Source organism: Rossellomorea orangium (assembly GCF_019334305.1).
Lineage (GTDB): Bacteria > Bacillota > Bacilli > Bacillales > Bacillaceae_B > Rossellomorea.
In genome coordinates, this window is sequence record NZ_JAHWGH010000023.1 from 1 (window position 1) to 14,925 (window position 14,925).

The window sequence follows — 14,925 nt, forward strand, 5'->3', positions numbered from 1 at the left end:
CGCCCGAGGAAAGCGAAGTCTTGCACGGAAATCAACAGCGGTGTAACACGTAATCTCATTGTTCGTCTTTAGAGTGTATAGATTTAGTTATGTCCCAGTCTCTTTTTAATCTCTATTTTACTGTAGGAAGTTCATCAATAAATTCGCCAGCTGCGTATACTTCTCCATAAGCAATTGGATCAGAGTTAATTTTGAACCATGTGCGGTCTGGTAAAGTCATCTTATCAAGAATTACGACTGGCATATCTGCTTTTGAATATTCATAGAGGAAAGTTGAAGCAGAAACTTCAGGCTTGCTTCTAATATTCAACCCTTTTGTATTTGTCATACCGATTTTATATTTATTAAAGTCCTTGCCGCCCAGTGCCTGGTCAATACGGTAGTAATGTCCGGCATTTTTCGCTCCCCAATAGGGATCAGTTGCATACTTGACGTTGAAACCTTCTCCCTTATTACCAAAGGCTCCTCCATAAGCATACGGTCCTGTTGGAGGGATGTAATTCTTATTCCAAAATTCATTTACAAGTTCATCTACATTCTCTTCAGGAGAGTTAAAATAATCATTGGCAGGGTTGTCATCGTACACCCTTAAACCAAATAAGTTGTTAAACTCCTGAGCTCTTGGAGATAATCCATACTTACTTTCATTAAAAGCCAACGACAAAATATGAAGCGCATTGATTTTTTCTTCTTTTTCAACCTTTTTCAGGTGTTCTCCGATACCAATCAATTTACTCTTTTTGCTGGCATCTTTAAACTCTGGGTCATTGGGATAATTCTGCTCCAGCTCTTTTAATTTTGAAAGAATAAATGTATCAATCTCATTCGCCGTATAACTTGTTTCCGTTCGTGCAGGGAGGTATTGGAAGTATTGATAAGCCGTCCCCACTTTCACCCCGCTTGTATTATAGAACGTATTACCGTCCCAGCTGTAATATTGCTGTCCTTCAGCTAAAAATGCCGGTGCTTTCCCGACGCTGTATGCTGAGTATGATTCTTTTAAATGAGAGTACAGTTTATGATAAACCAATCCATTTTGAACCGTATAGTACGTGCGGTCTTTTAAAAGATTAATAGGAATCAGTTTCACCTGCTCCTGTTTAACATAACCGACCTTGTCGGCATATTGAACCTTTACGAACTCTTCGTCTGATTCCAGGTATTTCATTTCCATATCGTATGTCACCCCTACTCTTGGTGCAGTAAGGGATTCATTATCATAAATAGTTGTCAGACTGGTACTCGGAGTCGCTACACTTACAGCAATTCCTGTATTCATCTTCACAATCTTATCTCCGTTCATGATAACTTGTGAATTGGAACCGTCCCAGGCACTCAGTGCGGCTTCGTAATTACTGTATGTCCTGATCGGTGTAAGCTCCCCTTTTACAATAGAGGTCAGCTGAAAATCTGTCGGCTGTGGACCAATCTCGTTATCGATGGTTGTGAGCAATCGAGAAATGACAGCGGCAGCTGCGTCCCTTTTCGCATACTCCTTAGGCATGAAGATGGTTGAACCGTCCTCTTGAGGAACTCCTTTAATGATTTCATAATACACATTTGTAGCCACTGCACGTTTTGTTTCTGAAGAATGCAATTGGTCAACATCCTTGAAATTCAACTTTGCTTCTTCCAGTGGGATATTATAAAATTTCAATGCTCTTTGGATCATCATGGCCATCTGTTCGCGGGTGATTTTATCATTAGGACCGAACAGTCCACTAGAATAGCCGGTTACAATCCCTGCTGAACTTGCAGCACTGATGCCATCGGCCAACTTCGATTCGAGATCTACGTCAGGAAATGTCTGATCTCCCAACGGCAGATCCAACCCTCTCGCAATAAAAGTTGCAAATTGACCACGGGTTACGTCGATCTTTGGTCCGTATTTGCAATTACCAAAGCCATTTAGTACTTCAGCTGCAATCATCTCCCGCATTTCTTTCTCTAAGTCGATACCAGTAATGTCATCTTTGCATTCTTCTGCTTGAATGGTCTTGGGGGAACCGGTTAACGACAGTCCGCCCAAGATAATCATAGTCATCACTATGATCGAAAATAACTTTTTCATTATAGAACTCCTCCTGTATGTATGTACCTCGTCTTACAAATTATACTATTATTCTACCAAATATATCATAATAATCCATATAGTCATTAATACGTATTTTTATGTAACCGAAGAAATAGTAAAAGAACTAACCCTTATATCGGTTAGTCCTTAAAATGTTGAATAGGTACTGTTCAGTTAATGCATATATACTTTTAATTCATATGGGCTTAGACTCGAGTTCCCCTGTACGTCTTTGACTTTCACATAATATGTCCCTTTGCTTAGAGGGATCTCTGTGACTTCCGCATCCCCCATAGCATAATAATCAGATACACTTATGGCTTTCCCGTTTTGGTAAATAGAGATTTCTCCGTCCACTTCAAAGCCTGTTTCCAACTTGAATTTAACCTTGGTATTCCTCGGGACTTTCACCGTGTACCAGTCTTCATCACCGTACGGAACACCTGCGTTCAAATAGCCCTTACCGGTAAAGAGCTTTCCGGTGATATTTGATAATGAGAGTGGTTTACTTGGCTTATTGTTCTTAACAACCGACCCACTATCTTCATCCTTCTTGTCTAATGAATGGAATGTTAACTTATACGGGTTCAGACTAAACGGAACATAGCTATCAATATAGCCTTCTACTATGACGAAATAGTTCTTATTCTTTCCAACTTTCACAGAGCCGAACGTATCACCCTCTGCTGTCATTGAATCTATCCCCTGAGCCCTGACATATTCTTCTTCATCCAAACGTTTGTTATTATTCTTATCCTCAACAAACGCGACCATTCCATATACATCTGCAAATAGCTCTTTAGGGAGCTTATCCCTCATACTTTTAGGAGCCGTTCCTCTAGTAAATGACACTCCCATGATTTCATCCTTCTTAGATGAGTAATAATACGTATCCATGTCTCTTGGAGAAGCAAAGTTCGCACTGAATGAACGGGATGGGATCGGCACCGCTTGCCCCCATTCATTGTTCGGTTCATATTGATCTGATACTTTTCCTGACAAATAAGTAGAGGAAATGGAATATCCATCAAAAGGAATGCTTCCGTTAAAGAAATCAGCCTGTACCTTCAAGAAATACGTTTCTCCTTCTTCCAGTACTGTGTATAGACTTGATGTCAGTTCGATATCAGACATGCCCCACTTTATGTTTTCTCCAATATTTTCTATATATTGAATTGGCCCTTCTTCGCCCTCTTCTGCGGTGCTTAATTTGTACAATTCTACTAATGGTTTATCTTTCGTCTTCTGGTTAATCAGGAGTTCCACGACACCTGACTTACCAGGAGTGATTGTAAACCAATCTTCATCTTCCTGCATTTGAAGGAAACCAGTTTCTGTAGATCCAACAGCATAAGGTAGTGCCCCTTCTCGGAGCATCTCCAACATATCCTGTTCGTCATTAGCCGGTTTATCCTCTTCATACAACTCTGCGATTTTCACTCTTTGTTCTTTTACTTCATCGACCATTTCATCTTCTGGATTCTCTTCATCCCATTTACCCATCCCATAGTCCGGGAATATATCTTCATCAGGAGGAAGAACTTTTGTATCAATCGATAAAGTATATGGATTCAATGATGACGGTGCCTCGTTTTCTTGCTCCATCAGCTCCGGATTCATCATGAAATCAAAGAAACCAAATAAGTTATCGGATTTATTCGATACTTTAGCATAATACGTTACTCCAGGTTCAGCCTTAAATGTCAGTGCCTCGCTTTCACTGATCCCGTTAGAGTTGGCATAATACATTGGATCCATGTAATATTCTTCACTATCATCCATTTCTTTCATTTGTTCTAATTCTTTATACATCTGGAAGTCTTCTTCCATATACACACTGATACTGGAATCCACACCGGGTACTTCCGACAGACGGATGTTCACTAATTCTTCTTCTTCTACTTTAAATTGGTAATAGTCATCATCCTGTCCATTCCCAATAAAGTAAAAAGGCTTGTCCTTACTGTCAAAGGGAACACTTGGAACCTGATAAGGCTCATCCAACGTTGAGTGGTCTACCGGTAAATCTTTGGTGATGTTGGCATTCAACTCATAATGTGATTTCTTCTCCTTGGAGTCATCATAACTCCCGTTAACGTCCTTAACGGTTAAGAGCAGAGTTCCACTGAAAGGTGCAGTAAATAGCTTTCCTTCAACCTTACCTTCTCTTACTTTGTTCACATCAAATTCTTCTTTATCGCCAAAAATGGAAGTGAACTCTCCAACCATCTTATAGTCGTATTGAGACGCGCCTTTTAACGTTAACTGGACATTTTCCCCTTTAGATACATTGACTTTGAAATAATGTTCTTCAGAAGGTTTAGTGAAATATCCCTTTTTCTCTTTTTCATCCAAAACAGTCGCCTTTTCCATCTTTTGTTTGTAGGTTAATTCAGTAGAAACGATCCCTGGAACTTTTTTCGGATCATAAGATAAGGCTTTAACCGGGTTGATCAAACCATTCGCAAACTTTGTATCAAATCCTTTATCTCCTAAATCATCAGCTGTATGTTCAAGAATGTATTCGATCTGAGCAGGAGTGAGAGTAGGATATTTGGATAACATCAATGAAATGACCCCGGCAACTACTGGCGTTGCCATTGACGTGCCGCTTAGAGTATAGAAAGTAGATCCTTTCTCATAGTCATAAAGTGTACTATACACCTGATCTCCAGGTGCTACGATGTCCACTGAAGGACCGTAAGAAGAAGTTGTTGCAAGTTCTTTCTTTTCGTTAATAGAACCGACACTTATAACCCCTTCATACCCCGCAGGATAGCTGACCATATCATCTCCAGTGTTTCCGGCTGCTGCCACCACGACAATATTTTTATCCAATGCCTTGTTTATGGCTTCTTCAATCAATGGAGATTTCATAGGACCACCGATACTCAAATTGATGACGTCTGCCCCTTTGTCGACAGCCTTCAATATTCCTTGTGCGATGGCGAAATCATAAGCACCCCAACCTCTATTGAATACATCAATTGGCAGGATCTTCACGTTTGGATTGACTCCGTATCCTCCCACACCATTATCTTTTACTGCTCCAATAATCCCTGCTACGTGAGTACCATGAAAGTCAGGGTTTCCTTGATTCATTGGATTTACTGCATTGTAGCTTGGTAATAGATTTTGCTTTAAATCCGGATGTTTGGGATCCACTCCCTGATCCACCACTGCTACCGTAATCTTGTGTTTGCCTGCAAGCTTTTGGGCTTCTTCTGTTTTAAGCATCTTATGTAAATATTGGGTACCCGCTTTAGGATCAACACTGCCAAGTGGCGTGTAAAGCGTACTCGGACTAACAGAAAGTGTTTTGGTATGCTTAGAAAACGCTTGAAGTACCTTATGAACTTGGTCTTTATCTTTTACTTTAACAATCATATAATTCAATTCAGGAATAGTCTCTTCCAATGTGACGCCCATTCGTTTTAATTCTGAATAGCTGAATGCCCGATTATATTTCACCGTTAATGTATCTTCGCTATACCCTTTTTGTTTTGATTGAGAGTATTTTTGTTGTAGCAATGGACTCTTTTCAACGAGTGAAGAGACGCCTACTTTCGCTTTTGTTTCTGCATAGCCCGATATGGGAAGAAGCAAACTGCTTCCCACTAGCCCCGCTGTTATCCCAACTGACATAAACTGTTTAAATACACCCTTCAATAAAACCCCTCTTTTCCCATAGATGGAATATTTTTCTTCTAATCTATTTTAATTTGACAGAGACTGTTTGCGCAACTAAATTCCCATTAAAATTTCATATTCTTCTATTTTCTCATTCTATTTAATTCCTTCTTGCTACCCATTCTCTTTTTATATAAAGTTTATAATGGTAAATATTTTTCAAATGAGGGTTGTATGTATGTATAGAAAGAAAGCGATTATCGGCATATTCATCTTGGGGGTATTGTTGTCAGGAGGCGGTTATTGGTTCTTGAAAGGCAACAGCTTATTGCTTCAACTGGGAAATCAGTCAAAGCTGGAGATTTCTTCTCCTTTTACTAAGGTGAAAGAAATAGATAAAACGACAGAGAAAATTGCAGGCTCTAAGGAGATCAGTCATACATATGTATTAGTCAGATTCGGAATGAGAGTTGGATACATAAACATTACAACAAGGCAATTACCTAATGGAGACTTCTTTCTTTTCCATAAACTAAGAGCCTTAGAAAATAAGTCCATCGAAACAACCAGCTCGCTAACTGTAGATAAATCCCAGAAGGTAAATCTTATTCCTTGGAATGAAACCGAAGAGAGTGACACCCATCATAAGAATTTCGGCACTGATCCAACGACAAATCCGGTGGGAAGATATACTTTCCAAACGAAATCGGAGGAAATTCAACTCGTTCAAGGAAAAACCTTCTTAACGACAGAAAAGAAAAAAGAGTATGATTCTGGCAATGAGAGTGTGATAAGGGAATTAGTCGGGGAACAGAATGCAAGTTCACTTTCAAAAAGTCGTTCATTAAATATAAAGCTACAAGCTGAAGATAATGAAATTAGCGAAACCTGGTCTATTGTTTCTGAAAAAGGTTTCTTCCGGAGTCCATTAATAGAAAAGGAATGGATCCAGACCTTATCTGAGAAGAAAACTGAAACAAATAATTGGTACACCAGTGAAGGTCCTTATAATAAACTGCCATGGTCCATTGAACCCTTTACGAAAATGGGGTACGGACGCAATTTAGGTGATATGCAGGAAGACACTGCATTAACATTATATAAAGATAAGGGTGAACGCTTCTTTCAAGATCTCGTCTATAATTCACTTGTGGACCTAGAAAAATACAAAAGCCGGAAACATACTTCGCTATGGCCGACTGAATATACCAGTACGTGGTTAAAGAAGGCCTATGAGACTACAGCTCCTTATTATGATACCAGGCACAATGAATTTATATCGTATTTTTTAGACGAGGCTTATCAGGCGCTAAACATTAAACAACCAGATAGATCCATCATTCAGTACGCTGACTTTCTATTAGAGCAAACTGAAAAAGGAAAAATCATTCCCACCGAAAATGGTCATTTACTTACTGACTATTTTAAAGAAGGGAGCCCGATACTGACTCATGCTTCGCTAAACCATGAGCTTGGAGGCATTAAAATCTTACTCCATTCTTTCTTATCTTCCGGTAACGATAAATATCTGGCTCAAGCCAGAAAACTTTTGAATGGAATAGATGACCTGGGTACTGATTGGATCAGGGAAAGTGGAGACTTATGGTATCAAGTAAATCCTGATCTTACCTTTACGGGTAATGATTATGAACAACTAACGTTAATCGATTTATTGGAAACAAGAGAGCTGTTAACAGAAGTAAATCATATTAACTATCCAATATTGGATGACCTTATTGACTCCAAACTGGATTATTTGAGTCGGAATAATATTGAGTATCATCCAAAAGTGAAGGAACTTTTGGAATAAACAAAAATAAACCAAATGCCGGGCAATGGTAATTGCCCGGCATTTGGTTTTAATCATTATTTAGAAGGGTATGTATTGTATATAGCAGCCGAGAATTCCGCTCTGGTTGCTTTATCATTCACCCTAAAGCTATTTGTTTGAAATAAAGTCGTGCGATCCTTTTGGTGCAATGTTGAAATGGCGTTACCCGCCCAATGGTTTGAAGCAACATCGTCATAAATGGAGCTTGCCTTTACAACACCACTCGCATTACCTCCGAACGCCCTTTGTACAATGACAGCCATCTGCGCTCTGCTTAAGTACTCATTCGAACGGTAGGTCCCATCAGGATACCCTTGGATGATCCCTGATTCCTGCATGGCGACGATATCCTTATAGAAAGATTGATTAGGTGAAACATCAGAATATGCTGCTTTACTTGAAGTCGGAACATGCAATACCCGATTAATGATTGCAGCTGCTTGTCCACGTGTAACAGGCTTGGCAGGTTTAAATGTCTGATCATCAAATCCATTAATGATATTCTTTCCGCTTAACTCCATCACTGCTGCATAAGCAGGATTAGATTTCGTCAAATCAGAAAAGTCCTTTGTCTGAGAAACTGAATCGAGCCTTTTTCCTGCCGTGAATTTAGGTCCCCAGTATGGATTATCCAGTGATGAAATCTTAATTCCAGCGTTCTCTGCGCTTATGAATTGATTGTCGCCGACATAGATGCCTGCATGGGATATACCTGGTTTATATGTATTAGAGAATAACACAAGATCGCCCGGCTGTAGGTTTGCTTTTGAGACTTTTTGACCAACTTGGTATTGTTCCGAAGAGGTACGCGGGAGTTTAATTCCGAGTTGACCATATACATAGTATAAGAAACCTGAGCAATCAAATCCTGCTGGAGTGGTACCCCCAAATTTATATGGTGTTCCTATATGTTCCTTGGCTAAGTTCACTACTTCATTTCCAGTGGCAGCTTTTGTAGAAAAAGCAGGTGTCAATAATAGCAAAAGTGTAAGTGTGAAGATCACTTGTATGACTTTCCTCATTATTCATTGTCCCCCAAATTTTTCTTTTTCTCTTAATCTAGTAAAATTCTATCAAATTTTTCCGACAATTTTCATTACGGTTTTATTACAAGTTTATTACTTACATGCACTTAATTTGTCGAAATGAATAATATCTGAACGAAAAATGACATCTGGTTCATGAACCAGATGTCATTTAGTGATGTTATTTACCTATAAAAAAGGGAGATTCCGCTCGAGATAAGAAGACAGAAAATGTAGAGCGTCTCATTTCCTCATTGGGGCGGAATGTCGAATCAGGATACCCTTCAGTTATATGTGCAGCTGCTAATTTATAAATATCTTCGCTTCCCGAAACATTTGGCCCTACATCTTTGAATGAATAATTATTTCCGCCGGTTAATTGATACGCATGGGATAACAGGATAGCCATTTCGCCCCTTGTCACGTATTGGTTAGGTTTGAATGATCCATCTGGAAAACCATTTAGAATGTTACTTTCAAATGCGGATTGTATATATCCCGATGCAAAGTAAAGATTACCTACATCATTAAAATGTGTGGATCTTTTATCACCATTTAACCCAATCGCCCTTCCAATTAATGCAACGGCTTCACCTCTAGTAATCTTCCTTGACGGCGCCAATAAATGCTCCCCGGTTCCATTTAAAATTTGACGGTCGTACAAGTAGATCATATGAGGGGCATACCAGGAGCCCTGGGAAAGATCTTCAAACGCTGGTGATGAAGTAGTTACAGCTCGATTGACTTCAATGTCATCCCCGGTATTCATATGAAATTTGAATAAATAAGAATAGGTACCCGCAGTTACGTAGTCAGTGAAATGAGAATCAGATAATGAAGAAGCTAATAAATTTCCATCCCGATAAACATCCACTGATTCGGCATTGCTACTTCCCTCAAACATAAAGGACACAGCACCACTTCCATCACTTTTCACTTTTACTGTGGGTGAATTTCCCGGTATATCCTCGTCAGTGTATTGACCGATCCCAAACCCGTACAAAGGATCCCTTCCTTTTTCCCCTAAATCAAGTGCAGACTGATCGAGCAGTTTTCTTAGATGAATGTTTGATTGTTCTGGATATTTCTCTTTAAATAGTGCCATAATCCCTGTAATATATGGTGCTGCCATAGAAGTCCCTGAAAGCGGGGCATATCCATCTGAGCGACCGTCATATGTATCTAGATTTTTTGGGAAAGTACTAACAATGCTTCTGCCAGGAGCAGAGATTTCGACAGATGATCCCGTGGAAGATTCATTCATCCTCAATAGGGACTTCTCCAGTCCACCTACCCCTATGACGCTATCATACTTTGCAGGATAAAGGGTGGTGTCCCCGGTAGCATCTGGACGACCGCTGTTTCCAGCAGCTGCAATGATCGTCATTCCATTTAAATAGGCCTCGTCTATGACCGCCTTCAAAGCAGGATCATTTACGGTAGTGGTAAAGCTCATATTTAACACATCTATATCCTGCTGAATGGCCCACTCTATTCCGGAAATGATGGTTGTAGAGGTACCCGTCCCAGTAAAATCCAGAACCTTGATTCCATATAGTGATACATCCGGAGCAACCCCAACGATGCCGATATTATTATTTTGGGCCGCAATGATCCCTGCTACATGCGTACCATGACCATTGTCATCTTGGTATCCATCGGTACAATTCGCTTTTAATACACATGTTCCTCCTGCAATTTTCAAGTCAGGATGGGTTCGATCAATCCCTGTATCCAATACGGCTACTTTAACACCCTTACCGGTCAAGTTTGTTCTAACCTCGTTTGTGATGTTCATCTTCTCAAATGCCCAGGGAGTCGTTTGATTACTCACATTATACGTTTGCTCTTTTTGAGCTTCCTTGATAACTCCTTTGTCCTCAAGAAAACGAACTTGCCCGGCAGATGCCCATACAGATATCGCCGGTATGAATGAAAACTCTTTCTCAATTTTCAGGTCTGTCTGGCTTTTAACCAAGTCTTTACCGTCGTCATTCAGAAACAGTATGTATTTCTCTCTACTATCTGTTTGACCGAATGCAGTTGTGGGTACTAAATTAAGTAATAGAAAGCAAGCGACCATTACTTTAAATGCGTTCTTCATTCCCTCATCCCCCTTGTATAAAAAAAGGAGTCTAAATAGACTCCTATATCAGTAGTTTAATGCAATTTAGGTGATGGTGCGGCTTGTAATTCCTGGTATAAATAATCGATACCCTTTAGATTTTCATAGTGATAATAGTAATCGAGTATACCTAAATAAATGGCTTTAGCAGCTTTTTGCCTATAGGAAGGAGATGCCAATTTAGCATTATCTTCTTTTTGGTCGATAAATCCAAGTTCCACCAATGAAGCAGGCATTGTATTCTCTCGTAAAACGTGAAAATTCCCATTCTTCTCGCCGCGATCAAAAGCATCCCAGCTTTCAACCAATCTGTTTTGAAGATAAGTTGCAAGAGCCTTGCTCTGATTTACGTATGGATTATATGCAGCTGACTGAAAATAGTAAGACTCGGTTCCATGTGCAGTTCCATTAAAAGAATTTGCATGGATACTGACAAAGATATCCCCACCCTTTTCTCTTGCAAAGGTAACACGATCCTGAAGCTCAATCTTCTTATCGCTCTCCCTTGTCATCGCAAAATGAAAAGGTGACTTCTCCAAATATCCCTTTACCCTCATCCCTGTGTCTAAAACGACAAAACTTTCATTCAAACCGAAGCCTGAAGCCCCATTATCGGGATAGCCATGACCTGGATCAATGATAATCGTTTTGTCAGCTAACAGATCTTCAATATCTGAAACCTTCTTAGAAGATAAGTAAGCGGTATGTACGAAACCTTCTATTCCATCTGCCTGAATAAAGGCCCATTCTCCGATTTCATATCCAACCTTTACTTCTTTTCCTTTATCAAAGCTTCCTAATACGGAATAATATGTGGAAGGTCCTTCTCTGAAGTTTAAGTTATCCGTCGTAACGTATTGAACTTTAGAGAATGTCGGCTCCTGACCTGCGAGTCTCATTTTCGCATTGATGCTCCTTGAAAGGAAGACCGAGAAATCCGAACGCTTAATTGACTGCGTCGTTCCGAACGAACCATCAGACATCCCTTGAGCGATTCCTCTATCAATTAACTGAGCAGACGCAGAACTGATGGTAGTAGATTGATAGCCAAAGGCCCGGCTTATTAATAAAGCCATCTCTCCTCTCGCAACGGGAGCATTAGGCTTGAACGAACCATCTGAATAACCTGTAATGATTTTTTTATCTGCAGCCTCTTGTATATAACCTGAAGCGAAGTGCTGACTGCCTACGTCTGTGAATTCTGTTCTCTTCTGCTCTCCATTAAGCTGAATCGCACGCCCGATTAAAGCTGCAGCCTCTGCTCTTGTAACTTGTTTGTCTGGGTGGAAATAACCATTTTGATCTCCATTTGCTATTTTACCAGTGGCTAAATAATAGATTTCATCCTTGGCTCTGTGGGAATCTCCTACATCCGGGAATGTTGATGCGTAAGTTGACTTGGGTGATACGTTTGAAAACGCAACAATGACTGCGAGTGACAAAATCGACATAAGAAGAAAGCGTTTCAAGAGATTTGTTGCCCCTTTCGATATTTTTCTACATTTTACCACACTACTATTGGGACTTCTATCATTATTTGGGTCTATTTTCAAGTTATTCGACTTGAAGAAGTTAATCCATATTCATGTGACATCTAATATATCGGCTTTATACCAGTAATATTTAGCATAATTGATACCCTTCCATTTCGAATCATAACTGTTCCGGCCAAGGCTAACAAATCAAGAAAAAAACTGACCTCCTAAATTAGAAGCCAGTCTTTTTGTGGAAACGAATATAGTTATTCTGCTAATAAATCCAGAGTATCTTTTTCTAAAGGAATAGAAGCAGCTTTTGCGTTTCCATAGTTTTCCACCAAGTAACCAAACCCTTGTTCACGGAGAAGTTCTAACTCATTCCCTTTGAAAGGATGGTTCTCGTTAACTAAATACGTGGTCTTCGATTTGATCATTTCGTCAAAAATTGAACTTCTTGGATAAGAAATTTCCTCAAACAGTTTTTGACTTAACAATAAATCTACTAAAGTCAGAGTAGGATAGTCCGTTCCATTAAACACTTTATCTCCATTCACCTGATACCAAAGATTCCCGTCTTCTCGTATCCATTTCGGGTAAAGATTTTCTATTCCCGCCTTTAATTGACGTGCTGTTTTAAAGTACTTATCATCGCCTGTCTGACGATAGGTTTCAATAAGGAAACGCATTTCCCCTAGAGCGTGATTTAAAGATACATGGGTCGTTTTACTTCCTGGAGCATAATAATCCGCTATTAAATGGCTTGATACGGTAATGGGAATGATATTCCCGATTTCTTTCTGATTCACTAGAAAGTCAGCGTATCTGATATTGGCATTACTTAATTTTGAGATATTCAATACTTCTCCGGCGTTCTTAAGGAAAAGAGCCGTATTCTCGTTATGTCGGGTGTCGATGTAAGGTGCGGTTGTACCGTAAGCATTTTTCAACCAGGTGCTGGTATATTCTGTTTTGAATACAGGCACATCTCCTTTTGTAAGAGCCCCACCTGTAAAGACGTCAAGATCGGCAATGGAATTGAGTACTAGATTATAGAAGTATCTCTCTTCGGAACCGGTATAGGCCCTTAGATAAATTCCCCCCTGCATGGCACCGATATTTCTTCCATACCCCAACTTATATCCAGGTTCAATGGACCACGGCAACTTGGAGTAGGATCCGTCAGCTGTCAACCATTTATTAATCGATCGATATTCATCTACACTTCGTTCAAACCAATAGTCGATGTATTGTTGTTCTTCAAATAGTTTTTCCTTAGAGACAAGAACCCAATTTTCAGAAATCCCCTTACTGAGGACTTTCATGTTCAGTACAGCATAAATGCCTGACTGATCTTTTTGAATCTTATAACTCTCAAGCTCTTCGTCAAACTCCCGGATGACAGATTCCTGGCCGTTAGCGTATACTTTCTCACGTTGTATAGATGTATAACTTTTACTCAGCATCACACTATTGGTGAGTCCATCACCATTTTGTAAGGTTAATAATCCAATAGGATGGGTAGTGGGATCAACTCCAAATGTGTTGTTATGCTCATGGGTAATAGTCCCGTAATCCGCCATTTTCTTCAAGCTGTAAGAACTTGCTTCTTTAAAAGGTAATATAACCGAAGCCGAGTAGGTATTGTCACCATTATGGATGAATTTCGTGAAGACAAAGGTATCTCCATTGTCCAAGGTCCTCAGGGTTACCCGAAGTTCACCAAGGGGTGCCGAAGCGTTACCCATTTTGTAATAATAATGGGTATCCACTGAACGCAGATGATCATCCACTCTTTTTTTATAAAAGGATAATGGAACCCCCCCGGTGTTCATACGTACCCTTACTTTTTCCCCGCTTGCCATTGTAAGTTGTACTTCGGATGGGGAAAGATTCACAGACTCCCCAGGTTCACCCGGGTCCTCGGATCCCCCGTCAAGTAATCCTTTTTCCAATAGAAAGGTGTATAAACGGTATATAAATACTGCAGACTCAGCACGAGTAGCAGTTGAGGAATGATCTAATGTATTTTCCTTGGTTCCTTGAACGAAACCATAATGAACGACGCGCTGAAACGCTTCTAAAGCATACTGAGGTACTGAGCCTGCGTCTGTAAAGCTTAAATCAGCCCCTTCATTGAAATCTCCTTTATATTGAAGCGCCCTATCAAGCATAACCGCTGCATCAGCTCTGGTAATATTCACGTTTGGCAAGGCTTTGCCTTCCACTGTACCTTTAATGATTCCGGCTTTTTTAGCCGCATTGATTTCTTTATAAAGATTGTTTCCCGCTTTCACATCAACAAATCCAGTGTTCCCCTCCGGTAAATTTAATGCACGAACCAGAAACGCTACAAATTGTCCTCGTGTCACATTGGCGTTTGGTCTATATGTATGGTCAGGATAACCATTAATAATCTCTTTCTCTACCAATGCATTAATCTCTTCTTTTGCCCAATGGTTGTCAATGTCCGTTAACATTGCTGCCGATATGGGAGTAGCTATAGATAAAAGAAGGGAAATCAGCAGCAATAATGTCGTAATTTTCCTCAATTATTTCGCCTCTTTTCATTAGTGTTTCAATTATTTTACATTCAATGACTAGTTAAACATATCTATAGTGACAGGTAAACAGATGATACTCGAATAAAAAGTGGTAAATTTATGAATATATTACAAATACTTTAACTCTCTCTTTGTGGTACTCACGTTATAACTGTTAGGACTTATGATAATCATCACTATTTACCTAGTTGAAAATACATT

The 14,925-nt window shown here is 39.7% G+C and carries 7 protein-coding genes; 1 reads left to right on the plus strand and 6 read right to left on the minus strand.

The window, feature by feature from the left end; genetic code table 11:
• Positions 1 to 112: 112 nt before the first annotated feature.
• Both KYJ26_RS21015 and KYJ26_RS21020 read right to left on the minus strand, forming a co-directional pair.
• Positions 113 to 2,071, minus strand: coding sequence for an S-layer homology domain-containing protein (locus KYJ26_RS21015; RefSeq protein ID WP_219169729.1), 1,959 nt, complete (start codon positions 2,069 to 2,071; stop codon positions 113 to 115).
• A gap of 177 nt (positions 2,072 to 2,248) precedes the next feature.
• On the minus strand, positions 2,249 to 5,743 hold the full coding sequence (locus KYJ26_RS21020; protein WP_257475176.1) for a S8 family peptidase: 3,495 nt from the start codon (positions 5,741 to 5,743) through the stop codon (positions 2,249 to 2,251).
• Positions 5,744 to 5,942: 199 nt separating this feature from the next.
• On the opposite strand from KYJ26_RS21020, the gene KYJ26_RS21025 reads away from it, so the two are divergent.
• The gene (locus tag KYJ26_RS21025; RefSeq protein ID WP_219169731.1) at positions 5,943 to 7,514 is read left to right on the plus strand and encodes a hypothetical protein; all 1,572 of its coding nucleotides are present in this window, start codon (positions 5,943 to 5,945) and stop codon (positions 7,512 to 7,514) included.
• Positions 7,515 to 7,570: 56 nt separating this feature from the next.
• On the opposite strand, the gene KYJ26_RS21030 is transcribed toward KYJ26_RS21025, so the two are convergent.
• The 4 genes from KYJ26_RS21030 to KYJ26_RS21045 all read right to left on the minus strand — a co-directional run bounded on the left by KYJ26_RS21030 (position 7,571) and on the right by KYJ26_RS21045 (position 14,712).
• Positions 7,571 to 8,557, minus strand: a complete 987-nt coding sequence (locus KYJ26_RS21030; RefSeq protein ID WP_219169733.1) for a C40 family peptidase — start codon at positions 8,555 to 8,557, stop codon at positions 7,571 to 7,573.
• 184 nt (positions 8,558 to 8,741) lie between these two features.
• The gene (locus KYJ26_RS21035) at positions 8,742 to 10,664 is read right to left on the minus strand and encodes a S8 family peptidase (protein WP_219169737.1); all 1,923 of its coding nucleotides are present in this window, start codon (positions 10,662 to 10,664) and stop codon (positions 8,742 to 8,744) included.
• Positions 10,665 to 10,720: 56 nt separating this feature from the next.
• Positions 10,721 to 12,154, minus strand: coding sequence for an N-acetylmuramoyl-L-alanine amidase (locus KYJ26_RS21040; RefSeq protein ID WP_257475177.1), 1,434 nt, complete (start codon positions 12,152 to 12,154; stop codon positions 10,721 to 10,723).
• Between the two features lie 272 nt (positions 12,155 to 12,426).
• Entirely contained in the window at positions 12,427 to 14,712 is a 2,286-nt protein-coding gene (locus KYJ26_RS21045; protein ID WP_219169739.1) for an S-layer homology domain-containing protein, read from the minus strand.
• Positions 14,713 to 14,925 lie beyond the last annotated feature (213 nt).